The 26023-nt window shown below is 70.2% G+C and carries 32 protein-coding genes and 1 pseudogene; 16 read left to right on the plus strand and 17 right to left on the minus strand.

Annotation, left to right across the window (positions count from 1 at the left end):
• The 5 genes from E4O86_RS15690 to rplU all read right to left on the minus strand — a co-directional run.
• On the minus strand, positions 1-294 hold a 294-nt coding region (locus E4O86_RS15690), incomplete at its 3' end, for an amino acid kinase family protein (RefSeq protein ID WP_484573213.1).
• Complete coding sequence (gene obgE / locus E4O86_RS15695; protein WP_161141500.1) at positions 291-1331, minus strand: GTPase ObgE; 1041 nt, start codon at positions 1329-1331, stop codon at positions 291-293. The genes E4O86_RS15690 and obgE, both read right to left, overlap by 4 nt.
• Complete coding sequence (locus E4O86_RS15700) at positions 1328-1870, minus strand: GNAT family N-acetyltransferase (RefSeq protein ID WP_161141501.1); 543 nt, start codon at positions 1868-1870, stop codon at positions 1328-1330. Before E4O86_RS15700 ends, obgE begins: the two co-directional genes overlap by 4 nt.
• Before the next feature lie 87 nt (positions 1871-1957).
• Positions 1958-2227 carry a 50S ribosomal protein L27 gene (gene rpmA / locus E4O86_RS15705; protein WP_161141502.1) on the minus strand — a complete coding sequence of 90 codons (270 nt, stop codon included), beginning with the start codon at positions 2225-2227 and terminating at the stop codon, positions 1958-1960.
• A 21-nt stretch (positions 2228-2248) separates the two neighbouring features.
• A complete protein-coding gene (rplU, locus tag E4O86_RS15710) occupies positions 2249-2566 on the minus strand; it encodes a 50S ribosomal protein L21 (protein WP_161141503.1) in 318 nt (105 codons plus the stop codon).
• Positions 2567-2820: 254 nt separating this feature from the next.
• Here rplU and E4O86_RS15715 point away from each other — a divergent pair, with 254 nt between their 5' ends.
• A complete protein-coding gene (locus E4O86_RS15715) occupies positions 2821-3180 on the plus strand; it encodes a DUF6496 domain-containing protein (protein WP_161141504.1) in 360 nt (119 codons plus the stop codon).
• Between the two features lie 39 nt (positions 3181-3219).
• Here the strand turns inward: E4O86_RS15715 and E4O86_RS15720 are convergent, their stop codons facing one another.
• Positions 3220-4986, minus strand: coding sequence for a thiamine pyrophosphate-requiring protein (locus tag E4O86_RS15720; protein ID WP_161141505.1), 1767 nt, complete (start codon positions 4984-4986; stop codon positions 3220-3222).
• Positions 4987-5132: 146 nt separating this feature from the next.
• On the opposite strand from E4O86_RS15720, the gene E4O86_RS15725 reads away from it, so the two are divergent.
• Positions 5133-5543 carry a rhodanese-like domain-containing protein gene (locus tag E4O86_RS15725; protein ID WP_161141506.1) on the plus strand — a complete coding sequence of 137 codons (411 nt, stop codon included), beginning with the start codon at positions 5133-5135 and terminating at the stop codon, positions 5541-5543.
• A gap of 12 nt (positions 5544-5555) precedes the next feature.
• On the opposite strand, the gene E4O86_RS15730 is transcribed toward E4O86_RS15725, so the two are convergent.
• Complete coding sequence (locus E4O86_RS15730; protein ID WP_161141507.1) at positions 5556-6308, minus strand: MBL fold metallo-hydrolase; 753 nt, start codon at positions 6306-6308, stop codon at positions 5556-5558.
• Positions 6309-6826: 518 nt separating this feature from the next.
• Here E4O86_RS15730 and E4O86_RS15735 point away from each other — a divergent pair.
• From E4O86_RS15735 to E4O86_RS15745, 3 genes are all read left to right on the plus strand, one after another.
• Positions 6827-7057 carry a hypothetical protein gene (locus E4O86_RS15735; protein WP_161141508.1) on the plus strand — a complete coding sequence of 77 codons (231 nt, stop codon included), beginning with the start codon at positions 6827-6829 and terminating at the stop codon, positions 7055-7057.
• Positions 7058-7091: 34 nt separating this feature from the next.
• The gene (locus E4O86_RS15740) at positions 7092-7307 is read left to right on the plus strand and encodes a hypothetical protein (RefSeq protein ID WP_161141509.1); all 216 of its coding nucleotides are present in this window, start codon (positions 7092-7094) and stop codon (positions 7305-7307) included.
• Between the two features lie 88 nt (positions 7308-7395).
• Complete coding sequence (locus E4O86_RS15745; RefSeq protein ID WP_161141510.1) at positions 7396-8505, plus strand: NAD(P)/FAD-dependent oxidoreductase; 1110 nt, start codon at positions 7396-7398, stop codon at positions 8503-8505.
• Between the two features lie 59 nt (positions 8506-8564).
• Here E4O86_RS15745 and E4O86_RS15750 read toward each other — a convergent pair whose 3' ends face one another.
• The 3 genes from E4O86_RS15750 to E4O86_RS15760 are packed head-to-tail and all read right to left on the minus strand — an operon-like array spanning position 8565 to position 10161.
• Positions 8565-8942, minus strand: coding sequence for a response regulator (locus E4O86_RS15750; protein ID WP_161141511.1), 378 nt, complete (start codon positions 8940-8942; stop codon positions 8565-8567).
• Between the two features lie 10 nt (positions 8943-8952).
• Positions 8953-9510, minus strand: coding sequence for a hypoxanthine phosphoribosyltransferase (hpt, locus tag E4O86_RS15755; RefSeq protein WP_161141528.1), 558 nt, complete (start codon positions 9508-9510; stop codon positions 8953-8955).
• 30 nt (positions 9511-9540) lie between these two features.
• The gene (locus tag E4O86_RS15760) at positions 9541-10161 is read right to left on the minus strand and encodes a hypothetical protein (RefSeq protein WP_161141512.1); all 621 of its coding nucleotides are present in this window, start codon (positions 10159-10161) and stop codon (positions 9541-9543) included.
• 255 nt (positions 10162-10416) lie between these two features.
• On the opposite strand from E4O86_RS15760, the gene ftsE reads away from it, so the two are divergent.
• The 5 genes from ftsE (at position 10417) to E4O86_RS15785 (ending at position 14016) form a co-directional block, all read left to right on the plus strand.
• Positions 10417-11076: a cell division ATP-binding protein FtsE gene (ftsE, locus tag E4O86_RS15765; RefSeq protein ID WP_161141529.1), complete on the plus strand. Its 660-nt coding sequence runs from the start codon at positions 10417-10419 to the stop codon at positions 11074-11076.
• A 106-nt stretch (positions 11077-11182) separates the two neighbouring features.
• Positions 11183-12085 (plus strand): cell division protein FtsX, encoded by a 903-nt coding sequence (locus E4O86_RS15770; protein ID WP_161141513.1) that lies wholly within the window; start codon positions 11183-11185, stop codon positions 12083-12085.
• A gap of 86 nt (positions 12086-12171) precedes the next feature.
• Positions 12172-12768, plus strand: coding sequence for an ElyC/SanA/YdcF family protein (locus E4O86_RS15775; RefSeq protein WP_161141514.1), 597 nt, complete (start codon positions 12172-12174; stop codon positions 12766-12768).
• Positions 12769-12840: 72 nt separating this feature from the next.
• Positions 12841-13608: a 1-acyl-sn-glycerol-3-phosphate acyltransferase gene (locus E4O86_RS15780; protein ID WP_161141515.1), complete on the plus strand. Its 768-nt coding sequence runs from the start codon at positions 12841-12843 to the stop codon at positions 13606-13608.
• A 99-nt stretch (positions 13609-13707) separates the two neighbouring features.
• The gene (locus E4O86_RS15785; RefSeq protein ID WP_161141516.1) at positions 13708-14016 is read left to right on the plus strand and encodes a hypothetical protein; all 309 of its coding nucleotides are present in this window, start codon (positions 13708-13710) and stop codon (positions 14014-14016) included.
• On the opposite strand, the gene E4O86_RS15790 is transcribed toward E4O86_RS15785, so the two are convergent.
• Positions 13977-14552: a gamma-glutamylcyclotransferase gene (locus E4O86_RS15790; RefSeq protein WP_161141517.1), complete on the minus strand. Its 576-nt coding sequence runs from the start codon at positions 14550-14552 to the stop codon at positions 13977-13979. The two genes, E4O86_RS15785 and E4O86_RS15790, sit on opposite strands and share 40 nt — an antisense overlap.
• Positions 14553-14622: 70 nt before the next feature.
• Between E4O86_RS15790 and E4O86_RS15795 the strand changes: the two genes are divergently transcribed.
• Positions 14623-15594: a DUF2125 domain-containing protein gene (locus E4O86_RS15795; protein WP_161141518.1), complete on the plus strand. Its 972-nt coding sequence runs from the start codon at positions 14623-14625 to the stop codon at positions 15592-15594.
• A gap of 25 nt (positions 15595-15619) precedes the next feature.
• On the opposite strand, the gene E4O86_RS15800 is transcribed toward E4O86_RS15795, so the two are convergent.
• From E4O86_RS15800 to E4O86_RS15815, 4 genes are read right to left on the minus strand one after another with little or no spacing between them, the layout of a single operon-like run.
• Positions 15620-16039 carry a GNAT family N-acetyltransferase gene (locus E4O86_RS15800; protein WP_161141519.1) on the minus strand — a complete coding sequence of 140 codons (420 nt, stop codon included), beginning with the start codon at positions 16037-16039 and terminating at the stop codon, positions 15620-15622.
• Between the two features lie 3 nt (positions 16040-16042).
• A complete protein-coding gene (locus E4O86_RS15805; RefSeq protein ID WP_161141520.1) occupies positions 16043-16978 on the minus strand; it encodes a prephenate/arogenate dehydrogenase family protein in 936 nt (311 codons plus the stop codon).
• A 2-nt stretch (positions 16979-16980) separates the two neighbouring features.
• The gene (gene hisC / locus E4O86_RS15810; protein ID WP_161141521.1) at positions 16981-18081 is read right to left on the minus strand and encodes a histidinol-phosphate transaminase; all 1101 of its coding nucleotides are present in this window, start codon (positions 18079-18081) and stop codon (positions 16981-16983) included.
• Positions 18074-18892, minus strand: coding sequence for a chorismate mutase (locus E4O86_RS15815; RefSeq protein WP_161141522.1), 819 nt, complete (start codon positions 18890-18892; stop codon positions 18074-18076). Before E4O86_RS15815 ends, hisC begins: the two co-directional genes overlap by 8 nt.
• Before the next feature lie 327 nt (positions 18893-19219).
• Here E4O86_RS15815 and E4O86_RS15820 point away from each other — a divergent pair, with 327 nt between their 5' ends.
• From E4O86_RS15820 to metW, 3 genes are all read left to right on the plus strand, one after another.
• Entirely contained in the window at positions 19220-21208 is a 1989-nt protein-coding gene (locus tag E4O86_RS15820) for a PhoX family protein (RefSeq protein ID WP_161141523.1), read from the plus strand.
• 106 nt (positions 21209-21314) lie between these two features.
• Complete coding sequence (gene metX, locus E4O86_RS15825; protein ID WP_161141524.1) at positions 21315-22496, plus strand: homoserine O-acetyltransferase MetX; 1182 nt, start codon at positions 21315-21317, stop codon at positions 22494-22496.
• Complete coding sequence (gene metW / locus E4O86_RS15830; RefSeq protein ID WP_205520916.1) at positions 22493-23131, plus strand: methionine biosynthesis protein MetW; 639 nt, start codon at positions 22493-22495, stop codon at positions 23129-23131. The genes metX and metW overlap by 4 nt, the downstream gene beginning before the upstream one ends.
• Here the strand turns inward: metW and E4O86_RS15835 are convergent.
• Positions 23120-23866 (minus strand): class I SAM-dependent methyltransferase, encoded by a 747-nt coding sequence (locus E4O86_RS15835; RefSeq protein WP_161141525.1) that lies wholly within the window; start codon positions 23864-23866, stop codon positions 23120-23122. The two genes, metW and E4O86_RS15835, sit on opposite strands and share 12 nt — an antisense overlap.
• A 155-nt stretch (positions 23867-24021) precedes the next feature.
• Between E4O86_RS15835 and gloB the strand changes: the two genes are divergently transcribed.
• Positions 24022-24789, plus strand: a complete 768-nt coding sequence (gloB, locus tag E4O86_RS15840) for a hydroxyacylglutathione hydrolase (RefSeq protein ID WP_161141526.1) — start codon at positions 24022-24024, stop codon at positions 24787-24789.
• A gap of 1 nt (position 24790) precedes the next feature.
• The gene (locus E4O86_RS15845) at positions 24791-25243 is read left to right on the plus strand and encodes a cupin domain-containing protein (protein ID WP_161141527.1); all 453 of its coding nucleotides are present in this window, start codon (positions 24791-24793) and stop codon (positions 25241-25243) included.
• Positions 25244-25435: 192 nt separating this feature from the next.
• On the opposite strand, the pseudogene E4O86_RS15850 reads toward E4O86_RS15845, so the two are convergent.
• Positions 25436-25922, minus strand: a pseudogene (locus E4O86_RS15850) (DUF4372 domain-containing protein); the annotation flags it as partial.
• Positions 25923-26023: the final 101 nt, after the last annotated feature.

The raw sequence follows: 26023 nt of genomic DNA on the forward strand, positions 1-26023 counted from the left end.
CTCCGCGAGGGCGCCCGCCCAGGCGCCGGCGAGCGCCACCTGGCCGACCGCCGCCGCCGCCTGCGCCTCGTCGAGCTTCAGGGCGCCGTTCGGCAGGCCGAGCACGCCGCGGCCGAGCGCGATCGCGCCGGAGGAGACGACGAGGACGTCCTTGCCGCCGGAGGCGAGCGCGGCGAGGTCGTCGCAGAGCCCGGAAAGCCAGTCCCGCTTCAGGCCGTGCTGCCGGTCGACGAGAAGCGCGGAGCCGACCTTGACGACGATGCGCCGGTGGTCGCGGAGCGTGCGGGCGCTCATAGCTCCGGCTCCCATCGGCCGGAGCCCTCCGCCCCCTCGTCCTCGTCCCGATTGTCCAGAAGCCCGAGGCACGCATCGAGCGCGGCCTCGATGCCCTGGCCGGTGGCGGCCGAGGCGACGAGCGGCATGCGCCCGGCCTCCGCCCGCAGGCTGCGCTTCGCCGCGGCGATCGCCTCGGCGTCGGCAATGTCCGCCTTGGAGAGCACGAGAAGCTCCGGCTTCTCCTCGAGGCCGGCCCCGTAGGCTTCGAGCTCGGCGCGGACGATCCGGTAGGCCTCGGCCGGCGCCGTCTCGCCGGCGGCGGGGACGAGATGGACGAGCGCCCGGCAGCGCTCGACATGGCCGAGGAAGCGGTCGCCGATTCCGACGCCCTCATGCGCGCCCTCGATGAGGCCGGGAATGTCGGCGAGGACGAATTCGCGGCCCTTGTGCCGGACGACGCCGAGATTGGGATGAAGCGTCGTGAACGGATAGTCGGCGATCTTCGGCTTCGCGGCCGTGACGCGGGCGAGGAAGGTCGACTTGCCGGCATTGGGCAGCCCGACCAGGCCGATATCGGCGATGAGCTTCAGGCGCAGCCAGATCCACTTCTCGACGCCCTCCTGGCCCGGATTGGCCCGGCGCGGCGCCTGGTTGACGGAGGACTTGAAATGGGTGTTGCCGAAGCCGCCATTGCCGCCGCGGGCGAGCAGCACGCGGTCGCCGACCTTCTCGAGATCGGCGAGGACGGTCTCGTTGTCGTCCTCGAGGATCTCGGTGCCGGCCGGCACCTTCAGGACCAGGTCGGGCGCGTTCGCGCCCGCCATGTTGCGGCCCATGCCGTGGCCGCCGGTCCTGGCCTTGAAATGCTGCTGGTAGCGATAGTCGATGAGCGTGTTGAGGCCGTCCACCGCCTCCGCCCAGACGTCGCCGCCGCGCCCGCCGTCGCCGCCGTCCGGGCCGCCGAACTCGATGAACTTCTCGCGGCGGAACGAGACCGCGCCGGCGCCGCCGTCGCCGGAGCGGATATAGACCTTGGCCTGGTCGAGGAACTTCATCGCCGTGCTTCTTCGAACGCCGCCCGCGTGAAATTCATGTCGATGGTGGACACCGGGCCGCCGCGGGCGAGCGAGGCCGTCTCATAGCGCCGGACCTCGCGGAAGCCCAGCTTCTCCAGAACGCGCAGCGAGGCGGCGTTGTCGTGGAAGACGCCGGCCCCGACGCGCTCCGCGCGGAAGCGCCCGAACGCCCAGAGGGTGATTGCGGCGACCGCCTCGGTGGCGTAGCCCCTGCCCTGGTGCGCCCGCCCGATCCAGTAGCCGAGCCGCGGCATGATGCGCGGCGGCGCGCCGGAGCCAGGCCGCTTCACCCCCGCGACGCCCACCGCCTCGCCGCCCGCAAGAAGGACGAACTCGTCGCTCTCCCGCTCCGGCCGCTCGTGTCCGGCCGCATAGGCCTCCACGTCCGAGAGGGCGAGCGGCCAGGGCATGCGTGCGAGCATCCGGACGATCTCCCAGTCGGCCGCGAGCGCATGGAGCGCGCCCGCATGCCCGGGGACGAGCGGGACGAGGCGCAGCCGGGCCGTCTCGATGACCACGTGATTCCTCCGGAGCATGCGAACCAAAAGAAAAAGGGGAAGCGCTCGCGCTCCCCCTCGTTCGATGCGGCCTGACGCGCGGTGGCGCTATTCGGCCGCTTCCTGAACCGGCTCGACCGAGATGAAGGTCCGGCCGCCGGCCTTCGCGGCGAAGCTCACCTTGCCCTCCACGAGGGCGAAGATGGTGTGATCCTTGCCGAGGCCGACATTGGCGCCCGGGTGCCACTTGGTGCCGCGCTGGCGGACGATGATGTTGCCCGGGACGACATGCTCGCCGCCGAACTTCTTGACGCCGAGGCGCCGGCCCGCGGAATCGCGGCCGTTGCGCGACGAGCCGCCTGCCTTCTTGTGTGCCATGCTCTCTCTCCTCGCCCGGGATTACGCGTTCGCCGCGATCTCGGTGATGCGGACCACGGTGTAGTCCTGGCGGTGACCGTTCTTGCGGCGCGAATTCTGCCGGCGCCGCTTCTTGAAGACGATGATCTTGCGCCCGCGCGTGTGCTCGACGATCGTCGCCTTCACGGATGCGCCCGCAACCAGCGGAGCGCCGACCTTCGGCTCGCCGTCGCCGCCGACCAGCAGCACTTCGTCGAAGGTCAGCTCGTCGCCGGCCTCGCCGGGGAGCTTCTCGACCGTCAATGTCTCCTCGGCGGCAACGCGATACTGCTTGCCGCCGGTCTTGATGACTGCGAACATGTTCTTCCTCTTGTTCGTCGCGCCGCCTGGCCATCGGCCGGCGGGCTTCTTCCAGTCGAACCGGCAGGCGTCCCGTGGGATGGGTCCGCCCAAACGAATAGGGGCGCGGACCAGGGGACCGCGCCGAGCGGGCACATAAGCCCCATCGGGACCTTCGCTGTCAAGATGGCGCGCGGGCGCCGGAACTTCAACCGGCGGCGGCGAACGCAATCCGCGCCCGCGCGTTCCCTCGCATCCGCCAAAGGGAGAGGACGATGGCGAAGCAATCGAAGGCGCAGAAGCAAACCGTCGAGCGCGTGATGCACGAGTTCAAGCACGGCGAGCTCGAGCGCGGCCAGGGCGGCAAGGTGAAGAACCCGAAGCAGGCGATCGCGATCGCCCTCCACGAGGCCGGCGCCTCCAACGAGGAGAGCCCCCGGAAGAACCGCGAGAACCTGAAGAAGACCAAGGCCAAGGAGCGCAAGGGCAAGACCGCGCGAGACGCGGCCGAGGGCCGGAAGGCGAGCGGGCCCGACGGAAGGAGCAAGGCCGACCTCTATGCCGAGGCGAGGCGGAAGGACATTCCCGGACGCTCCAAGATGTCGAAGGCCGAGCTGGAGCGGGCGCTGCACTGAGCGGCTCCGCCCGGCGGCGGACGCCGACGCCGGGGACGCCTAGAGGATTGCGTGCTTGAAGGTCTGCCAGACGATGGCGGCCGCGTCGGGGTCGCCACTGGCAAGCGCCTTCGCGTAGTTGGTGGCCTGCCGCAGGGTGATGTGCGGCGGGAGCGTCGGCACGTCCGGGTCGGTGACCGCATCGATGACGCAGGGCCGATCGGCGGCGAGCGCCGCATCCCAGGCCGGGCCGACCGCCTCTGGATCTTCGACGCGGATGCCCTTGAGGCCCAGCATCTCGGCGTAGCGGGCGAAGGGAAAGGCCGGGAGCTCCTGCGTCTCCTCCACCTTCGGCGAGCCGCCGAGGGCGCGCAGCTCCCACGTCACCTGGTTGAGGTCGCGGTTGTTCAGGACGGCGACGACCAGGCGCGGATCCGACCAGGTCCGCCAGTACTTGGCGATGGTGACGAGACCGTTGATTCCGAGCATCTGCATCGCGCCGTCGCCGACGAGCGCGACGGAGACCCGGTCGGGGAAGGCGAACTTCGCCGCCGTGGCGTAGGGCACGCCCGGGCACATTGTCGCAAGCGTGCCGGACAGCGAGGCGAGCATGCCGCGCCGGAGCCGCAGCGCGCGGGCGAACCAGTTCGCCGCGGAGCCGGAATCGGCGCTGATGATGACGTTCTCCGGCAGCCGCTTCGACAGCTCCCAGAAGACGAGCTGCGGGTTGATCGGATCCGCATCGAGCCTGCTTCCGCGCTCCACCACGTCCCACCAGTTCGCGACCCGGTCCTCGATGGCCGTCCGCCAGCTCCGGTCGCGCCTCGGCTTCAGGAGCGGGCGCAGCGCGCGCAAGGTCGCCGCGCTGTCCCCGACGAGGTTCACCTCCATCGGATAGCGGATCGACAGCATCTTCGGATCGATGTCGACCTGCACGCCGCGGGCCTGTCCTTCCTTCGGCAGGAATTCCGAATAGGGGAAGCGCGAGCCCACCATCAGCAGCGTGTCGCAATGGCGCATCATCCAGTCTGACGGCTCGGAGCCGAGGAGCCCCATCTGCCCCGTCACGAAGGGCAGATCGTCCGGCACCGCCGCCTTGCCGAGAAGCGCCTTGGCGATGCCGGCGCCGAGCACCTCCGCCACCTCGATCACCTCGTCGGTGGCGTGCAGCGCGCCGGCACCGGCGAGGATCGCCACCTTCTCGCCGGCATTCAGGACCTCGGCCGCGCGGCGCAGATCCGCCTCCGCCGGCACGACGACCGGGGCGCTGTAGCCGATTCCGGAATGGACGGTGCCGTGGGCGCGCGGCGGATCGGCGGCATCGAGTTCCTGCACGTCGTTCGGCACGATGATGCAGGTGACGGTCCTGAGCGAGACGGCGATGCGGAGGGCGCGGTCGACGAGATGGCGCGCCTGCTCCGGCGTCATGCAGGTATGGACGTACTCGGCCGCCACGTCCTTGAAGAGGGAATGGAGATCCACCTCCTGCTGATAGTCGCCGCCGAGCGCGGCGCGCACCTGCTGCCCGACGATCGCGACAACCGGCTGGCGGTCGAGCTTCGCGTCGTAGAGGCCGTTGAGCAGGTGGATGGCGCCCGGACCGGAGGTGGCCAGGCAGACGCCCGGCTCACCGGTATATTTCGCGTGCCCGCAGGCCATGAAGGCGGCCGCCTCCTCGTGCCGCGCCTGCACGAACTCGAACCGGTCGCCGGCGCGGCCGAGGGCCGAGACGAGGCCGTTGATGCCGTCGCCCGGATAGCCGTAGATCCGGCGCACGTTCCAGGCGCTCAGCCGCTCCAGCATGAAATCGGCAACGGTCTTCGCCATCGTGTCGCTCCCTGGACGCGAAGGCTGAACCGGCCGGGGCGGGCCCGGTTCCCGCGCCGGGTCGCCGCAGCGCGCCGGAGGCGGCCCTTCCCGCGCGAGCCCGTGGCCGGTAGGCTCCGGCCCGGGCCGACCGGCGGGAGGATCGGATGAAGAAGGGCTACAAGGCGCTCCTCGAGGAGGCGAACGCCGAGATCGAGACCGTGCCGGCGGAAGCGGCGATCGCGCACCATTCCGGGGGATGCGACGGCGGGCGGACCGTCTTCGTCGATCTCCGCGATCCCCGCGAGCTCGAGCGCGAGGGCCGCATTCCGGGCGCCTTCCACTGCCCGCGCGGCATGCTCGAATTCTGGATCGACCCGGAGAGCCCCTACCACAAGCCGCTATTCGCGGAGGACCGGCGCTTCCTCTTCTATTGCGGCAGCGGCTGGCGCTCGGCGCTTGCCGCGAAGACGGCGCAGGACATGGGGCTCGCGGACGTCGCCCATGTCGGCGGCGGCTTCTCCGGCTGGCGCGAGGCGGGCGGCCCGACCGAGGCGGTGCCGCCGCGCAAGGGCTGATCCGGCAGGCGCTCAGCCGAACTCGAAGACCGTCACCTCCTCCAGCGTATCGCCGAACCAGGCGCTAATCCCGGCCCGGCGCTCGTCGATATAGTCCGGCCCGTCCGCGCCGAGCACCATCGGCACGTCGTGGCCCGGAATGAGGATCGTGCCGGGCCGCTTTCGCCAGAGCTCCATGATGAAGGCGATCGATTCGGCGGAGGCGCGGGCGTCCATCGTGAGATCGGCCTCGCCGCAGACGAGCTCCGCCCGGTTCTTCGCCGCGTCGCCGGTGAAGATGACGTCGTGCGCGCTGCCTTCGAGCACGTAGACGAGGTGCCCCGGCGTGTGGCCGGGCGTCGGATGCGCGACCAGGCCCGGAAGCGGAACGTCCCCGGCCTTCACGCGCACCAGCCGCTCGCAGGCGACGAGCTCGCGGACATAGAGCTCCGGCACGATGGTCTGGCCGAACGGCACCGTCTGCGCCCAGTCGAGCTCGTCGCCGCCGATGAAGATGCGGGCGGCGGGAAACGTCACCCAGTTCACCGAATGGTCGTAATGGCAGTGGGTGAGCACGACGTCGGTGATGTCCTCGGGCTTCAGACCGTGGCGGGCGAGCCGCTCCAGGATGGTCTTGCGCATGCCGAAGGCGCCGACATCGACGAGGATCGTGCGCGACCCGCCGCGGAGGAGCGCGACGGTGCTCCAGCCGAGGCCGCCATGGCAGACGGCCTTGCCGGGAAAGCCCTGCACCAGCACGTCGATCGTGTAGTCGTCCAGCCGCATCCGCGCTCCTCCGCCCGTCGCCGTCCCGGCGATCGTTCCGTCGCCGCCGCTCTCTACACGCAGGATGCGCCGCTGGGGAGGCGCATTGCCGGAGGCTTCCGGCGCCCGACGGCCCCCGCCCGAGCCGGATCCTGGCAATCGGCCGCGCCGCGGCGGCCTGAGCCCGCGCCCGCTGACCGGCCCCGGGCCGAAGGCAAAGCCGAAAAGAAAAAGGGCCGCGCGGTTGCCCGGCGGCCCAAGTCTAGGGAGGAAACGCCCAATGAGGGCACGCGCAAGATGGCATGGCTCGCTGCGTTGCACAAACGAAAAATGCTGCAGTGCAGCCATGATCCCAGCGCATGGCTCGCTGTGGAAAGGCGTGCGCTTAGCGGCAGGCGCATGGCTCGCATGACCGGAGCGCGCGCATAGCTGCGTTGCAGCGCAGCATATTCAATTCGGGGCGCATGCGCATATGTTCCGCTCAGTCAAGAGCGAGGAAACGTCCGGGGCACCACGTCACTCGCTGATCGGAGAGACAGATGACCACGGTATCCACCTATTCGCCGCTCGCCCGCGGCATCGAGACAAGCCGCCGGCCCGCCGCACGGCCGGGCTTCTTCGCACGCATCATGAAGCGCCTCGTCGCCGCGCGGCAGGCGCAGGCCGACCGAGAGGTCGAGGCGATCCTGCAGCGTTCCGGCGGCCGGCTCACCGACGACGTCGAGCGCCAGCTCTGCAACGCCGAAGTTGCGCGCTGGATGCGCGGCTGAGCGCCGGCTCCCCACACACAGACGGAACAGATCGATGGCCTTCACGCATTCCGGGTCTTCGCGGCCCACGGTTCCCTCGCCGCTCGCGCTGGTGTTCGCGGGGATGGAGCGGTTCGCGGCCTTCCTCGCGATCTTCGGCGCCTCGCGCCGGGTCGCCAACGCGCTTGAGCTCGGCATCGCGCCGGAAAAGGACGATCTCGAATTCCTCGGCATCAGGTCGGATCTGCCGAAGCGCACGCCGACCGGCTGACCGCCTCCCGTTCCCCGTTCCCATCCTCGCGTGTTCGGCTTAGTCAGCAGCTGAACCGAAAGGTGCGAAGGCCGGGCGGGGAAGGTTCATGCTGGATTTCGATGCGGTCGTCGTCGGCGCGGGCGTCATAGGGCTCGCGACCGCCCGCGCATTGGCGCTTTCCGGCCGCTCGGTCCTCCTCGTCGAACAGGCCGATTCGTTCGGCACGGAGACCTCCTCGCGCAACAGCGAGGTCATCCATGCCGGGATCTACTATCCCGAAGGCAGCCTCAAGGCGCGGCTCTGCGTGGAGGGGCGGCACCGGCTCTACGCCTTCCTCGCGGAACGCGGCATTGCGCACCGCCGCTGCGGCAAGCTCCTCGTCGCGGTGGAGGAGGAGGAGATGGCCAAGGTGGCGGCGCTCTGCCGCCAGGCCGAGGCGAACGGCGTCGACGACATCCGCATGATCGGCGCCGAGGAGGCGCGGGTGATCGAGCCCGCGCTCGCGACCGTCGGCGGCGCGATCTCCCCCTCCACCGGCATCTTCGACAGCCACGCCTATATGCTCGCTTTGATGGGCGACGCGGAGAATTCCGGCGCGACGATCGTGTTCCGCGCGCCCTTCCTCGGGGCCGAGCGGAGCAGCGACGGCACGTTCCGGATCCGCGTCGGCGGCGGCGAGGAGACGGTCGTCGAGGCCGCCATCCTCGTCAACGCGGCCGGCCTCCGCGCAGCCGAGGTCGCAGCGGCGATCGCCGACCTCGATCCCGTGCACGTCCCGAAGATCAGCTATGCCAAGGGCAATTATTTCAGCCTCGGCACGTCCTCGCCGTTCAACCACCTCGTCTATCCGATGCCGAACAGCGCGAGCCTCGGCGTCCATCTGACGCTCGATCTCGCCGGCAATGCCCGCTTCGGGCCGGATGCGGAATGGATCGAGGCGATCGACTACGACGTCGACCCCGCCCGGGCGGACCTCTTCTACGCCGCGATCCGCCGCTACTGGCCGGGCCTGCCGGACCATTCGCTGATCCCCGGTTATGCCGGCATCCGCCCGAAGCTCGTCCACGCCAATGAGGCCGCCGCCGACTTCCGCATCGACGGCATGGAGACACACGGCATCGACGGCCTGGTGAACCTCTTCGGGATCGAGAGCCCGGGCCTCACCTCCTCGCTCGCGATCGCGGAGGAGGTCCTGACGCGGGTAGGCGAGGTTTGATCGGATCGGAGCGTCTGCAACAGCCGGCGGACCGCGGCCGCGCCGCGGCGGGCCGGCGATCAGGCCGCCTTGTCCTCGGGGGCGGCCGCCTCCGTCACCGCCTCGCGGATCTGCTGCAGCGTGAAGGGCTTGGTGAGCACGTCCCGGATCACCTGCTCGAGATCCTCCGCCCGCTCGCGCTGGTCGGCGAAGCCCGTCATCAGCAGGATCGGCAGGCCGGGCCAGAGATGGGCCGCCTTGTGGGCGAGCGCGATGCCGTCCATCATCGGCATCTTCACGTCGCTCACGAGCAGATCGTATCTGCCGTCGTTCTCCTGCAGACGCTCCAGGGCGTCGAGACCGTCGCAGGCGGTCTCGACCTTGTGCCCGTCGAGCTCGAGGGCCCGGCTCACGAAGGCCCGGACGGACTCGTCGTCTTCCGTCAGGAGAATACGCATCGAATGCTCCTTACCCGCCGTCGCCGCCCTCTGGCTCCAGGACGCCGACGAACGGGAGTTCGCGGTAGGCGTGGCCCGCGTCCATGCCGTATCCGACGACAAAATAATCCGGACAGGTAAACCCAACGTAATCACCCTCGATGTCGACCCGCCGGCCGACCGGCTTGTCGATGAGCGCGGCGATGGCGACGCGCCTGGCGCCGCGCTGGCGCATCAGGTCGCGCGCGAACTTCAGCGTGAGCCCGGAATCGAGCACGTCGTCCACGATCAGGACGTCGCGGCCGGACACTTCCGTGCCGATGTCGCGGAGCACCCTCACCTCCCCGCTCGAGCGCCGGCCGGAGCCGTAGCTCGACAAGGCGATGAACTCGACCTCCAGGCGGACGCCCTGGCGCGACAGCGCACGGGCCAGGTCGGCCGCGAAGACGAAGCCGCCCTTCAGCACCACGACGATCAAGAGGTCGTGCGGCTCGCTGACCGCGATCTCGCCCGCCACCTCCTCGACCCGCGCGGCGATCGCTTCGGCTGTGAACAGACATCGGATCTTGGGGTTTCCCTCGACGGTCATACGCAGCACCTCCCGCTCCGGCAGGGATTTTCAGGGGGCGAAGCGTAGAACGAGGTCGTGGGCCTGTCGCGGCGCATCGGCCAGATTGAACAGGAAATCGGCCGAACCATGCGCGGGCAGCCGCGCGACCGGCGAATCGAGGCTGAGCGTCGCGAGCGGCCGGAGCCCGGAATCGCGGAACGTCGCCACGAGCCCGGGAACCGGCGCCTCCTCCGCGCCCGGATTGGAGATGGTGCCGGCGATCCTGACCTCCGCCGCCTTGGGCGAGATCCGCCGCTCGCTCGTCACCGCCACGAGCTCGAGCCGGTCGAGGTTCACCGGAAGGCCGAGCGCGGCATAGAGACCGGCGAGATCGGGCAGGGTCCTGACGATCGCGGGCCGCGCCAGGAGGAAGGCGGCGACGAAGACCACGGCGAGCGTCGCCGCGGCGGCGCCGAAGGCGTGGTGCGCACGTGCGGCGGCCGCCGGCGGCGCAGTCGCCGCGATCTTGGCCGCCCAAGGATCGTGCCCGCCCCCGGAATAGGCGACGAGCGGGCGCCGCACCGCCTCCAGCACGGGCCCGTCGGCCGTTTCCGCCGCGCGTTCGGCGGGCGGCGGCACGGCGCTCTCGGCCGGCGACGCTGCGGCGCGGGGTGCGTCGGTCTCGCGCACCGGCCATGTCTCGCCACATTTCCGGCAAACGATCATGTGAACGCCTTCGGCGAGCGCCGCAGCCTCGACCGGCTCCGGTATGCCGCAACGCGGGCAACGAAGAATGATCAGTGGCCGTCTGGCCGACCCTGAAATCTCCCCGGTCACGACCGCTGCTCCCGATCCCGAATGCGCTCCATTCGTGATCTGGTAACGTTAACGTAACCTTAATCCAGAGCACTGCTGTTACACTCGATGATCGACCCGTCCGAGAGCGTGATTCGGTTCGAGAACGTGGGGCTTCGTTACGGGCTCGGCCCGGAAGTGCTCCGGGACGTCAGCTTCTCGATCGCGCCGGGCTCGTTCCAATACGTCACCGGCCCCTCCGGCGCCGGCAAGACGTCGCTCCTGCGACTTCTGTTCCTGTCGCTCCGGCCGACGCGCGGGATCCTCCAGATCTTCGGCCAGGACGCCGCCACCATCCGGCGCGACAAGGTGCAGAGCACGCGCCGCCGGATCGGCATCGTGTTCCAGGATTTCCGGCTGCTCGAGCACCTCACCACCTTCGAGAACGTCGCGCTGCCGCTCCGCGTGCTCGGGACGGAGGAATCGTCCTATCGCCGCGACGTCTCCGAGCTGCTCGACTGGGTCGGCCTCGGCGAGAAGATGTGGGTTTATCCGCAGGTCCTGTCGGGCGGGGAAAAGCAGCGGGCGGCGATCGCCCGCGCCCTGATCACGCGGCCGGAGATCCTCCTCGCCGACGAGCCGACGGGCAATGTCGATCCGCCGCTCGCGCGGCGGCTCCTCCGGCTCTTCATCGAGCTCAACCGCCTCGGCACCTCGGTCGTCATCGCCACCCACGACCTCGGCCTGATGGATCAGTACGACGCCCGCCGCCTGATCCTCGAAGCGGGCCATCTCGCGATTCATGACTGAGATCCGCTCGGCGTTCGCGGTTCGGATCCGCAGCATCCGGATCCCGCTCCGGAGGGGGCAGGCGCGCGCGCCCGGCGAGCGGGAGCCGGAGCTGCCGCGGCGTCCCATGCAGCCCAACCCGATCGTGCCGCCGCGCACGGTCGCCCGCCGGGCGCTCCTCGCGCTCGTCGCGATCATGAGCTTCCTTGCCTGCCTTTCCGTGGCGGCGGTCAGCATCGTGAGCGAGCGTGCCTATGACTGGCGGAACCAGATCGCCGAGGAGGTGACGATCCAGGTCAAGCCGGCGAGCGACGGCGACACGGACGCGCTCGTCGCGCGCGCCGTCGACGTCGCCCTGCAGGTGCCCGGCATCCGCTCCGCGGTGCCGATCAGCGAGGCCGACGCCGCGAAGCTTCTGGAACCGTGGCTCGGCCGCGACTTCGATCGCTCGGAGCTGCCGGTGCCGCGGCTGATCGCCGTCAGGATCGCGCCGGGGGCGGACATCGCGGCACTTTCACGCAGGCTCCACGAGGAGGTGCCGAATGCGAGCCTCGACGACCACAGCCTGTGGATGAAGCGGCTCTCCTCGATGGCCAACGTGATGATGATGCTCGGCCTCGCCATCCTGCTCCTCGTCATGGTGGCGACCGCGCTCTGCGTCGTCTTCGCCACCCGCGGCGCCATGGCGGGCAGCCGCGACGTCATCGAGGTGCTCCACTTCATCGGCGCGGAGGACAGCTACGTCGCGCGCGAGTACCAGCGCCATTTCCTGGTTCTCGGCCTCAAGGGAGCCGGCATCGGCGGCGCGTTGGCCGCGGGCTCCTTCCTCGCGACCGGCCTTGTCGCCCGATTCCAGGGCTCCACGCCCGAAGAGGCGCAACTCAGAACCCTGTTCGGAAGTTTGATTGTCGGTCCGCCGGGCTATCTCGGCGCGCTGGCGACGGTGCTGGTCACCGCCGGCATCATCGCCGTGACGGCGCGCTGGACGGTCACCCGGACGCTGAAGGAATTGGAGCATTCAAGTGGTTGAGTTTCTGGGCGGTTGTCATCACACTGCCCGGCATGAGTGGCACGATCGGCGTCATGGCGGCGGCTGACGACCTGGGAGACGGCCGCGTGTCCGCGACCGCGGGGCCGCGTGCGCCGCTGTTCGCGGCCGGAATCCGGATCGGAGCGACCCTCTTCCTCCTCGCCTTCTCGGCGTTCGTCGGAGGATTCCTGGTGTTCGCCGACCAGGTGGTGAACAGCCGCGAGCCGGCACGGCCGCATGCCGACGGCATCGTCGCGCTGACCGGCGGGCCGCAGCGAATCGCGGATGCGGTCGCGCTCCTGCAGAGAGGCTCCGCCGACCGGCTGCTGATTTCCGGCGTCTACGAGCGGACCAGCGCCGATGCGCTCGCCGACCGCACGCCGGAGCTCGCATCGCTGCTCGGCTGCTGCGTGGATATCGGCTATTCCGCCCGCAACACGAAGGGGAATGCGCGGGAAGCCGGGGAATGGGCGCGCCAGCGCGGCTACGATTCGCTGATCGTCGTCACCAGCGCCTATCACATGCCCCGCAGCCTGGCGGAGATGTCGCGCGAGCTGCCGCGCGTCCGCCTGGTGCCGTTCCCGGTCCAGTCCGAAAGGCTCGCCCACTGGTATTCCGACCCGGCGACCTTCCGCCTTCTCCTCGTCGAGTACACCAAGTATATCGTGGCCCGGCTCACCTGAGCCGGACGGGCGTTACCCGGCCCGCTTCTCCGGTCCTGCGCGGCCGGGCCGAATCGCAACCAGGGAACGCCGGTGCTGTTTCGCTCGATCGTCTTCAACGTCGCGTTCTACATCACCTTCGTCGTCGAAGCGGTTCTCTTCTCGCCGGTCCTGCTGCTGCCGGAACGGTTCGGCTGGCCCGTCGTCCACGTCTGGGCGGCCTCTAGCCTTTGGCTTCACCGCGTGATCTGCGGCGTCAGCGAGGAGATCAGGGGCCGCGAGAACATCCCCTCCGGCGCGCTTCTCGTCGCGGCCAAGCACCAGTCCGCGTGGGAGACGCTGCGCCTCGTCGGCCTCTTCGAGCGGCCGACCTTCGTGCTCAAGCGCGAGCTGCTCTGGATCCCGCTCTTCGGGTGGTACCTCTGGAAGTTCGGGCAGATTCCGGTCGACCGCGGCAAGCGGACCAAGGCGCTCGCCGCGATGACGGAGGGCGCCAGGAAGGCGGTGGCCGAGGGGCGGCAGATCATCATCTTCCCGGAGGGCACGCGCCGGCCGCCGCTCGCGCCCCCCGCGTACCGCTACGGCGTGGTCCACCTCTACCGGTCGCTCGGCGTTCCCTGCCTGCCGGTGGCGCTCAATTCCGGCCTGTTCTGGCCGCGGCGCTCCATGGTTCACCGCAAGGGCACGATCACGCTTGCCTGCCTGCCCGCCATCCCGCCGGGACTGGAGAGCGACGTGTTCGGCCGGACGCTGAAGGAGCGGCTCGAGACTGAGACCAGGATGCTCGTCCAGGGCGCGCTCGACCGCGATCCCTCCCTCGCCGCGGAGGACATCGTGGCCGAACCGCAGGCGGGAAGCTGACCAACCCGGCGGAAAGAGCGCCAATCCCGGCAGGCCGGGCGCGACTTGTCCACAGGCTTATCATGTTCTAGGTATGTTCCGAACGCGGACATGCCTCCGATGAAGCAACGCTCCAGCCTGCCCCAGATCGCCCGCGAAGCCGGCCTTGGCGGCCGCTATCGCTATTGGACCGGGCGGTCCGGCCGGCGCTATCTCTTCACGCGCGTCGAGGACGGCACGAACTTCGAAGGTGCGCTCGCGCTGCTGGCGGAAGGCGAGGCGATCCGCTGGCTCGGCCGCGCCGACACGGCGCCTCCCCTCCGCCCGCCGGGGCAAGCGCTCTTCGTCCACCTCCTCGCCGGCGACGAAGCCGAGCGCGACCGGATCGCTCAGGACCTCGTTCCGGACGGCGTGTCGGACGCGGCCTGATCCGTGTCGAGCCGCTCCTCGGCACCGAGCCGGGCGGCGAGCGAGGAGAGACGGCGGTCGGGGATCCCGATCGCCGCGAGGTGGAGCGCGGTGTTGATCACGTATTCCGCGTTCCGGCCCGAGCGCCCCTCGGCGCCCCTGACGATCGCGAACTCGGTCTCCTCGTCGAGATGGCCGGCATATTGCTCATGCCCGCGGTCGACGACATAGGTCAGCGCCTCCGTGCTGCCGCCGTCGTCGAACACCGCCGTCCGGATTCGCTCCAGATAGACGTTGGTGACCTGCTCGCGCGCCCTGAGATAGGCGACGACCTCGTCGCGCTCCGCCGCCGCCACCCGGAAGGCGACCCCGCGGCAAGTGCCGCCCCGGTCGAGCCCGAGAACGAGACCCGGCCGCTCCGGCGTCCCGCGATGGACCCATGAATAGACGCAGAGGCCGCGATGCGCCCCCGCGAGCCTCGCCGGCCGCGATTCCAGGTAGGGAAATCCCGGGCGCCAGGTGAGCGAGCCGTATCCGAACACCCAGAGATCGTTCATAGCCTTCCTCGAAAGCGGGCTCGCGTAGCAGCGCCACGCGCCCGCCGCAACCAGGCTCTATCCGGACCGCATGCGCCGCATCGTGCTCCTTGCCCTCCTCGTGCTCCTCGTCCTCGCCGGGCTCTGGTCGCTGGCCTGGCATGTCCTGGCAGGCCGGCTGGAGACGGCCGTCGCCAAGGCCATTGCCGCGCCCCAAGGAGGCGTCGCGATCGCCTGCGGCGAGCGGTCGATCGCAGGATTTCCGTTCCGGCTGAGCGTCCATTGCGATCATGCGGGCCTGCAGGACGGCGCCCGCGGCCTGACGGCGGCCGTCGCGGGCGTGCGCGCAAGCCTCGGCGTCTACGATCCGCGCGCGGTCGCCCTCGCCTTCTCGGCACCGGCCGAGATCAAGGCCCGCGGCCTCGCCGCGCCCGTCGCGCTCGACTGGGAGGAGGCGACCGGCCGGGTCGGGCTGCGGGGCGACGAGGCGAGCCTTGCCGCATCGGGCGTTTCGACGGGCTGGAAGGGCATGGCCGTCCGGATCGGCGCACTGACGGCGCGGATCGCACCCGCCGACGCGCTCGTCCCGCCGGACGCCAGCCTCACCGCTCACGCCGCGTCGGCTTCCGTCCAGGCCGGGGGAAAGGAATTCCCGGCCCTCGACATCGACCTCTCCGCCCGGATCGGGGCGGCGCCCGCCGCGCTGCTTTCCGGCGGATTCGACCCGAGGCTGGAAGGCCTGGAGATCCCGGACCTGCGGCTCGCGCTCGCCTCTCCCGATCTCGACGCGGTGGTGCGCGGCGCGCTCCAGGTGACGGCGGGAGGCGTGGCCAACGGGAAGCTCACGCTTTCGGTGGCGGAGGTCGACAAGCTGCCCCAGGCCGTGGCCTCCCTTCCGCAGGAGCTTCGCGGCTTCGCGAACGCGGTGGTCGCCGGGCTCCTCGCCTTCGGCCGGGCGGGCGAGCGGGACGGCAAGCCGGTGCGGGAGGTGGACCTCGTGGTCGACCAGGGAAAGCTCTCGATCGCGATGTTCTCGGCCGGCCGGCTGCCGCCGCTCTGGTGAGGCGGACCGTCCGCCCGGGCGGGCGCTATCGCTGGCGGCGGTACCAGAAGGCGTCCGCCACCCTCTCCATGCCGACGCGCTCGTAGAACCCGACGGCCTCGGGCACGGAGGCGAGGATCAGCGCAACCCCCGGCCCGAGCCGGCGCCGGGCCTCGACGAGGAGGCCCCTCCCGATCCCAAGTCCCTGGGCGGCGGGCGAGACCGCGAGTTCGGAGAGGTAGCAGCACCAGGCGAAGTCGGTGACGCCGCGGGCGAGGCCCACGAGCGGACGGCCGGGGCGGTCGAGGCGCGCGGTAACGGCGAAGTTCGCGCCGGCGAGCATCGCCGCGAGCCGCTCCTCGTCATCGACGGGGCGGATCGCGGAAAGCCCCGAGTCCACGAGAATCTGCCGGAACTCCGCCACCCCGAGCCCGGTCTCGCGCGCATAGAGGACGGCCGGGGCCATGCCTCACGCCTTATGCGGATCCGCGGCGAGCTGCCCCCGCCCGAAATCGGGCGCCTCCACTTCCTGCCCCGCCTCGATGATGCCGCGGCGGATGGCGCGGGTGCGCGCGAAGAGCTCGAACAAGGTGTCGCCGTCGCCCCAGCGGATCGCGCGCTGCAGCGCTGTCAGGTCCTCGTTGAAGCGGGCAAGCATCTCCAGCACCGCCTCCCTGTTGTTGAGGAAGACGTCGCGCCACATCGTCGGGTCCGACGCGGCGATGCGCGTGAAGTCGCGGAAGCCGCCGGCGGCGAACTTCATCACCTCCGACTGCGTCACCTCCTCCAGATGGGCGGCGGTGCCGACGATGTTGTAGGCGATCAGGTGCGGGACGTGGCTCGTGATGGCGAGCACCATGTCGTGATGCTCAGCCGGCATCTCCTCGACATAGGCGCCGAACGCCTCCCAGAAGGCGCGCAGCCGCGCGACGGCGGCGCGATCGGCCTCGGGCGCCGGCGTCAGGATGCACCAGCGGTTCCGGAACAGTTCGGCGAAGCCCGCCTCGGGACCGGAATGCTCGGTGCCGGCGACCGGGTGGGCCGGCACGAAATGGACGTGCGCCGGCAGGTGCGGCTGCATCTGCCGGATGATCGAGGCCTTGACCGAGCCGACGTCGCTGACGAGCGCGCCCTCGGCGAGCGCGGGCCCGATCGCCCTCGCCACGTCCTCGCAGGCGCCGACCGGCACGCAGACGATCACGAGGTCAGCGCCGCGCACCGCCTCGGCCGGGTCGGTGGTATAGGCGTCGCCGAGCGCGAGACGGCGCGCCGTCTCGACCGTCTCCGCGCGCCGGCTCTGGATGGCGATCTCCCCCACTATCCCGGAGCGGCGCGCCGCGCGGGCGATCGACGAGCCGATCAGCCCGATCCCGATCAGGGCCAGGCGCTCGAACTTGACCTCCATCGTCACGCCCTGCCGAGGAAGTCCGCGAGCGCCGCCACCACGCCGCGATTGGCCTCCTCGCTGCCGACCGTCATCCGGAGCGCGTGCGGAAGCCCGTAGCCCGCGACCCGCCGGAGCACGTAGCCCCGCTCGCGGAGGAACCGGTCCGCCTCGGGCGCACCCGCGGCAGGCTCCTCCGGAAAGTGGATCAGGACGAAATTGCCGACGCTCGGGGTCACCCGCAGGCCGAGGCCGGCGATCTCCCGCGTGAGCCATTCGAGCCACCGCGCATTGTGGTCGACCGCCGCCTCGATATGCGCCCGGTCGGAGACCGCCGCGGTCCCGGCCGCGAGCGCCGGCCCCGTGACGTTGAACGGTCCGCGCGTGCGGTTCAGCGCGTCGACGACGTGGAGCGGTCCGTAGGCCCAGCCCAGCCGCAGATTGGCGAGCCCGAAGATCTTCGAGAAGGTGCGGGTCATGACGACGTTGTCGGCCTCGGCGGCAAGCTCGAGCCCGCTCGAATAGTCGTTCCGGCGGACATATTCGGCATAGGCCGCGTCGAGCACGAGGAGAACGCGGCCCGGCAGCCCCGCATGGAGCCGCTTCACCTCGCTGAAGGGGAGATAGGTGCCGGTCGGATTGTTCGGATTGGCGAGGTAGACGATCTTCGTCCGCGGCGTGACGGCCGCCAGGATCGCGTCCACGTCGGCCGTCTCGTCGCGTTCCGGCGCGACCACCGGAACCCCGCCGGCGGCGAGGATCGCGATGCGGTACACCAGGAAGCCGTGCTGGCTGTAGACCGCCTCGTCGCCCGGCTCCAGATAGGTCTGCGCGATCAGCGTCAGGAGCTCGTCCGAGCCGTTCCCGCACACGATCCGCGCCGGGTTGAGCCCGTTCGCAGCGGCGATCGCATCGCGCAGGATGCGGGAGGACCCCTCCGGATAGACGTGGAGATGCTCGGCATTGGCGCGATAGGCCTCGATCGCGCGCGGGCTCGGCCCGAGCGGGGTCTCGTTCGACGAGAGCTTGAAGACCCTGGCCGCGGCGCTGCGGTCGTCGCCCGGAACGTAGGCCGCGATCTGGAGCACACCGGGCCGCGGCTGGGGGCGGAGCTGTTCACTCATGTCCTGCTCTTCCGGAATCGGCCGCGGCCTCCAGGGAGCCGACGCGGATCGGGGCGGCGAAGCCGCCGACCGCCGGCGAGGCCGCGAAATCGGGAAAGTCGGAAATCCGCTCGTCGCCGGGAATCTCGGCGAGGAACTCGCCCTCCGCCTCGCCGGCGATCCGTCCGCCGACATAAGCGAGGAAGGCCGACGCCTCGGCGTTCGCCTTGAGGACGAGGAGGCGGATGTCGGGTTCGAGCTTCTGGGTGAGCGGCGGGCCGGCCACATAGGCCGGGAGGGCGGCCGGGCGATCCGGCATTTCGAGGAAGGGCAATCTGGCGAAGATCTTCGGCGCGTCGGGATCGATCAGTCCCGCCCACCATCGTCCCCTGGTCGCAAGCGGCACGACCGCGAGGTCCCGGCCCTCCCGCGCCACGTCGGCGAGCGCGGCGGCGACGTCCGGCGCGACATGCACGGGCACGTGGAAGCCGAAATAGAAGCGCACGAGGTCGCGGAGCGCCAGCGGGTCGTCGCCCGGCGGCGTCACCACCCCATAGGGCGCCTGCATGGCCGTGAAGGTGGAGATGAGCTCGCGCCAGATATGCTCGACGCTCGCCAGAGGCAGCACGCCGGAATGCCGCGCCACGAGGCGGCGCATCATGTCGGCCTCCCGGTCGGGCCGGAAGGCGGCACCCGGCATGCTCGTCCCCTTCACGTGGATCAGCTCGTCGATGACCGCGGCGCGCTCCATCAGCAGCCGATGGATTTCGGCGTCGGCCGCATCGATGCGGCGACGGATGAGCTGAAGCGGATCAGGGGCTTGCCTGTCCATGGGCGGTCCTGGGCTTGGCTGGCGTCGGAAGGATGGGCGTTGATAGCGGCGCGCTCGTGCGAAGGCAAAGGAAGAGTCGCGCGGGAAGGTGCACGGGCCGGCCGAAGCGGGCGGTCGCGCATGGTCGAAGCCGGGAGCAGACAGCGCCGGAGCCCGCGCGCCGCCGGAGACCTGCCGCCCGGCATGCTTCGTACCGCCGGCCGCTCTTCCGAACCCCGCACCCAACTGTCATTCTTCTGCAATCGTCCTGTCATGGGCCGGCCCTAGCCACTTTAGAATGGCTCCAAACAAAGTGGAGTCAGACATTCAGGTTTTGGGGTGCCCGCCATGAACGAACACGTGCAACCGTCCGGCTTCCGGACCAGCCTCCTGGAGGAGGCGGAAGGCGCGCCGCGCAATCCGACCGACAATCCGACCATGGGCGAGATCATCAGCGCGCGCTTCTCCCGCCGCGGCCTGTTGAAGGGCGCCCTCGCCGTCTCGGCGATCTCCGCGACCGTCAGCCCGCTCGCTCTGATGACCGCCGCGCGCGCCGATGCGGCCGAGGGTTCGGCGTTCTCGTTCACCGAGATCGAGGCGGGCGTCGACGCCGACCATCACGTCGCCGAGGGCTATGACGCCGACGTGCTCCTGCGCTGGGGCGATCCGCTCTTCCCGGACGCACCGGAATTCGACCCGACCGCGCAGACCGCCGAGAAGCAGCGCCGCCAGTTCGGCTACAACAACGACTATGTCGGCTACATCCCGCTCGAGGGTTCGTCCGAGCACGGCCTGCTCGTTGTGAACCATGAATACACCAACGAGCACCTGATGTTCCCGGGGATCGTCACGATCGTCGAGGGCAAGCCGAAGATCGCGCCGGCCACCAAGGAACGGGTCGATGTCGAGATGGCCGCCCATGGCGGAACGATCGTCGAGATCCGCAAGGTCGACGGCAAGTGGCGGATCGTGAAGGATTCGCCCTACAACCGCCGCATCACCGCCGACACCGAGATGGAGATCACCGGCCCGGCCGCCGGCCATGCCCGGCTCCAGACGACGGCCGATCCGACCGGCCGCCGCGTGCTCGGAACGGTCAACAATTGCGCCGGCGGCGTCACGCCGTGGGGCACCTATGTCATGGCCGAGGAGAACTTCCACGGCTATTTCAGCGGCGAACTGCCGGCCGGCCACGCCGAGGCGGCGAATTACAAGCGCGTCGGCGTGCCCGACGGCGCCTATGACTGGGCGAGCTTCTACGACCGCTTTGACGTCTCGAAGGAGCCGAACGAGCCGAACCGGTTCGGCTGGATCGTCGAGGTCGATCCGTTCGATCCGAACTCGGTTCCGAAGAAGCGCACGGCGCTCGGCCGCTTCAAGCACGAGGGCGCCGAATCGATCGTCGCGAAGGACGGCCGCGTCGTCTTCTATCTCGGCGACGACGAGCGCTTCGACTACGTCTACAAGTTCGTGACCGCGGGAACCTACAACCCGGACGACCGCGCCGCCAACATGGACCTCCTCGCCGACGGCACGCTCTACGTGGCGAAGTTCGGCGCGGACGGCACGGTGACCTGGCTGCCGCTCGTGCAGGGCCAGGGCCCGCTCACCGCGGAGAACGGCTTCGCGAGCCAGGCCGACGTGATGATCGAGTCGCGCCGCGCCGGCGACCTGCTCGGCGCGACGAAGATGGACCGTCCCGAGGACATCCAGCCGAACGGCGTCAACGGCAAGGTCTACGTCATGCTGACCAACAATACGCGCCGCAAGGACGACCAGGTCGATGCCGCCAACCCGCGCGCCAAGAACGCGTTCGGCCACATCATCGAGATCACCGAGGCGGGCGACGACTTCGCCGCGACCGAGGGCACCTGGGAGATCCTCCTGAAGTGCGGCGATCCGAGCGTCGCCGAGGTCGGGGCGTCCTTCTCGACGGAGACCACGAAGAACGGCTGGTTCGGCATGCCCGACAATTGCGCGGTCGACGCGGCCGGGCGGCTCTGGGTCGCCACCGACGGCAATTCGCCGAAGGAGACCGGCAGGACGGACGGCGTCTGGGCGGTCGACACGGACGGCCCGGCGCGCGGCACGTCGAAGCTCTTCTACCGCGTGCCGGTCGGCGCGGAAATGTGCGGCCCGCTGCTCCTGCCGGACATGGCCTCGATGTTCGTCGCGGTCCAGCACCCGGCCGATGGCGGAGACGACTGGGAAGGCTTCGGCCGTCCCTCCTACTACGAGGATCTCTCCACCCGCTGGCCGGACTTCCGCGACGACATGCCGGTCCGCCCCTCGGTGGTGGCGATCACCAGGCAGGGCGGCGGCAAGATCGCGCTCTAGACCCGCCGATGACGGCCAGCTCCGCGACGGAGCTGGCCGGTTTCCTCTCCGCCCTTGACACGCGTGTGAATGGCTCCCAAAGCCAGCAGCCCAAGGGCGGAACCCTATGAGCGCGATAGATCACACGGTGAACGCGACGGCTGAGCTGCGCAGGGCGGAAACGCAATCGCCCTCGAGCCGGGTCGCCCTGTTCGAAGCCGATCAGCCGCTCGCGCTCGACGGCGGCGCCTCCCTCGCCTCGTTCCAGATCGCCTACCAGACCTACGGCACGCTCAACGCCGAGAAGTCGAACGCCGTCCTCGTCTGCCATGCGCTGACGGGCGATCAGCACGTCGCCAACATTCACCCGATCACCGGAAAGGGTGGCTGGTGGTCGCTGATGGTCGGGCCGGGACGGCCGATCGACACCGACCGCTTCTTCGTCATCTGCACGAACGTGCTCGGCGGCTGCATGGGGACGACCGGCCCGGCATCGTTCGATCCGGCGAGCGGCGAGCCGTACGCCCTCTCCTTCCCCGTCGTCACCATCCGCGACATGGTGCGTGCGCAGGCGATGCTCGTCGACCGGCTCGGCATCGACACGCTGTTCGCCGTCGTCGGCGGCTCCATGGGCGGCATGCAGGTGCTGCAATGGGCCGCGAGCTATCCGGAGCGCGTCTTCGCGGCCGTACCGATCGCGACCGCCGCGCGGCATTCCTCGCAGAACATCGCCTTCCACGAGGTCGGCCGGCAGGCCATCATGGCGGATCCCGACTGGTCGGGCGGCAACTACCTCGCGCTCGGCCGCACCCCGCGCAAGGGCCTCGCCGTGGCGCGCATGGCGGCGCACATCACCTATCTCTCCGACGAGGCGCTCCACCGCAAGTTCGGGCGGAACCTCCAGGACAGGCTCGCCATCACGTTCGGCTTCGACGCCGACTTCCAGATCGAATCCTATCTCCGCCACCAGGGCATGACCTTCGTCGACCGCTTCGACGCGAACTCCTATCTCTACATGACCCGGGCGATGGACTATTTCGACCTCGCCGCCGACTATGACGGCACGCTCGCGAACGCCTTCCGCGGGACGAAGACCCGGTTCTGCGTGATGTCGTTCACGTCCGACTGGCTGTTCCCCACGTCGGAGAACCGCACCATCGTGCACGCGCTCAACGCCGCCGGGGCGAACGTCTCCTTCGTCGAGGTCGAGACCGACAAGGGCCACGATTCCTTCCTTCTGGAGGAGCCCGAAATGTTCGCCACGATCTCGGGCTTCATCGCCGGCGCCGCGCGGCGGAGGGGCCTATGAGCGAATTTCCCGGCGCCACGATGCGCGCCGATCCGGACCGCGTCGACCTCGACGTGGTGGCCGGCTTCGTCGCGCCTGGTGCGCGCGTGCTCGACGTCGGCTGCGGCGACGGCGAGCTGCTGCTCCGGCTGGAGACCGAGAAGGGCGTCGACGGGCGCGGGATCGAGCTGTCGCAGAAGGGCGTGAACGAGGCCGTCGGCCGCGGGCTCTCCGTGGTGCAGGGCGACGCCGACCACGACCTCGCCACCTATCCCGACCAGAGCTTCGACTTCGCGATCCTGAGCCAGACCCTGCAGGCGACCCACAATCCCCGCACCGTGCTCGAGAACCTTCTCCGGATCGGGCGGAAGGCGATCGTCTCGTTCCCGAATTTCGGGCACTGGCGGATCCGGGCCAAGCTCCTCCTCAACGGCCGGATGCCGATCACGGAGAACCTGCCCTACCGCTGGTACAACACGCCGAACATCCATTTCTGCACGATCTACGACTTCCTGGCGCTCACCGAGGAGACCGGCGCGGGGATCGAGGCGGCGGTCGCGCTCTACGGGCGCGGGCGAGCCCTCAGCGAGCGCGCGCCCTGGCCGGTCTGGAACATCATCGGCGAGCAGGCGGTGTTCGTGCTCTCAAAGCGCTGAGCGCCCGACGACGCCCGCATTCGGATTGAGCGCCGGCGAGAAGCTCGGCGCCAGCGCCCGGCGCCTGCGGAGTGCGGCCACGTGCCCGGTCTGCTTCATCGCGCGCACGCAGATGACCCCGGAAAAGGCCGGCCACAGTTCCGCGCCGACGCGGTCGAGCGCGGCAGCGGCACGGATGAGCGACCGCGACCGGGCCGGCGGCACGTGCAGCGCGGTCCGCCACCGGTCGGCTTCGAAGCCGGCGGCGAAGAAGAGCCGCTTCACCTGGCCCCTCGAATAGGGCCGGCCGAAGCCGAAGGGCGAGCGGTCCGATCTCGCCCACGGGCCCTGCCGGTTCGGAACGACGGCGACGACCCGCCCGCCGGGCGCCAGCACCCGCCGCACCTCCTCCATCAGGACCTCCGGCCGCTGCGACATTTCGAGCGCATGGACGAGATAGACCCAGTCGAGGCTCGAATCGGCGAGCGGCAGCTGGTCCTCGTGCACCAGCGCCGTCGCGGACGGTCCGTCCGCCGGCCATTGCAGCACGCCCTGGCCGGCCGGCATGAAGGCGAGGACCCGCTCCGCCCTGCCGCGGAGCGGCCCGAGGAACGGCGTCGCGAAGCCGAAGCCGAGCACGCGGTCGCTCGGCTGCGGGCCGCCGAGCGCGGCGAGGCAGGGACCCACCTGGCGGACGACCACCGCGCCGAGCAGCGTGCTGTAGAAGTCTCTGAGCTCGATGACATCGAGATACATCGGCTTCCCCGGCCTGCGTCTTCGCCGGCCGGCATTATCCATGGGGAGCCGGATCGGTCGAGGGCGTTTCGTCAGCCTCCGGGTCTACGAATCCGCGCCGCGCTCTCCTATAAACCCGCGGGAGCACCGGTTCCGGAAGGCAAGGAGAGAGACGCATGGCCCTCGAGATCGCGCAGTTCATCGGCCGCTCGGACAATTTCTGCGTCCTCGTCCACGATCCGGCGAGCGGCGCCACGGCCGCGATCGACGCGCCGGACAGCGACGCCATCGCCAAGGTGCTGGAAAGCCGCGGCTGGCGCCTCACCCACATCCTCGTCACGCACAAGCACCTCGACCATATCGAGGGAATCCCCGCGCTGAAGGAGGCCTATTCGGCCGAGGTGATCGGCCCGGCCGCGAGCGCCGCGGAGACGGGGCTCTACGACCGCACGGTCTCCGAGGGCGACCGCTTCACCTTCGGCGGCACCCCGGTCGAGGTGATCGGAACGCCCGGCCACACGCTCGACCACGTCACCTATTACCTGCCGGAGGAGAAGCTCGCCTTCGCGGGCGACACCATCTTCGCGATGGGCTGCGGCCGCGTGATCGAAGGCACGCCGGAGATGATGTGGGCCTCGCTCCTGAAGCTGAGGGCGCTGCCGCCGGACACCACCGTCTATTGCGGCCACGAATATACGCTCGCCAACGCCCGCTTCGCGGCGACGGTCGACCCGAGCAACACCGAGGTCTCCGAGCGCCTGCGCGAGGTCGAGCGGCTGCGTGAGAACGGCGAGGTGACGCTGCCGACCACGATCGCGCGCGAGATCGCCACGAATCCGTTCCTGCGCGCCGACAGCCCGCTCGTCATGGCGGCGGTCGACATGAACGGCGCCGACCCGGCGGCGGTCTTCGCCGAGATCCGCCGGCGCAAGGACCGGTTCTGACGTGCCGGGCCGCACAGCGGACGCGACGACGGCGGCCGAGATCGTCCGGCTTCTCGGCCTGGCGCCCCATCCGGAGGGCGGGCACTACCGCGAGACGTTCCGGGATCCCGGCGGCCACGGCGACCGCTCGCATGCGACCGCGATCTACTATCTCCTCGCCGCCGGCGAGATCTCGCACTGGCACCGCGTCGACGCGGCGGAGATCTGGCACTTCTATGCCGGCGCGCCGCTCCGGCTCCAGACCTCGTCCGGGACGGGGCGCATGATCGTCACGCTCGGGCCCGACTTCGCCTCCGGCCACGTGCCGCAGGCGGTGGTGCCGGCGGACGCCTGGCAGTCGGCGGAGAGCCTCGGCGCGTGGAGCCTCGTCGGCTGCACGGTCTCGCCCGGCTTCCATTTCGCGGGCTTCGAGCTGGCGCCGCCCGGCTGGACGCCGGCCGAGGGCGACGCCTAGCCCCTCCGCCGGCGCCGGAGCGGGGCCGGGACCTGGCGCTTCCGCCGAGGCAGCCCGGAACCAGGGCGGACGGGCGTTGCGGGCGCCGGGACGAGGGAGATGCCTGTCCCTTTCCCTCGTGGGAAGGCCCGGCTCGGGCGACCTTCTCCGTCGTCATGCCCTGTCGTGTCGACAGCCCGGCGGGGAACGGCGTGGATCGCCGGATCGTCCGGCGATGACGGCGAGGAGGGAGGCGCCGCAGGCATGGGCCGAGAAGCGGGCCCAGTCGCTGCCCGCCCCGCGCAGCCGCAGGCCCGTCGAATCGATCAGGTAGACGGCCTCGCCCAGCTTCCGGCGCAGGCCCCGCTGCGCCTGGGCGAGAATGGCGGCGAACAGCCCGCCGAACAGCCAGCCCGAACACCGCGCTCGGCCGCCGGGCGTTGGCGTCGGCCAGCGTCGAGCGCGCCGCCGGCCTGGCGCCCACATGGTAGAGGCGGGCGGCATGGCTCGCGAGCCCCTCGACGGTCTCGCGCAGGCTCACCGCCCCGGCAAGCTGCCCGTAGAGGAGCGCGATGAACTGGCTCTTCGTCGACAGCCGCCGCACGTGCTTGTCCGCCGCGTGTTCTTCCACCAGCCGCTCGAACACGCCCCACGGAACCTGCTTCAGGACATCGTGGAAAACGCTATTGTGATGCCGCACGGTGTTGCCCCCTGTCGTGTCCGGAAGACGCGCCAACGTCTGAACACGAGTAGAATCAACACCGTGCACCCAGTCCAGAAAATTAAACCGGACAGCAGTGG

Source organism: Propylenella binzhouense (assembly GCF_009866965.1).
In the GTDB taxonomy this organism is placed as follows: Bacteria; Pseudomonadota; Alphaproteobacteria; order Rhizobiales; family Afifellaceae; genus Propylenella; species Propylenella binzhouense.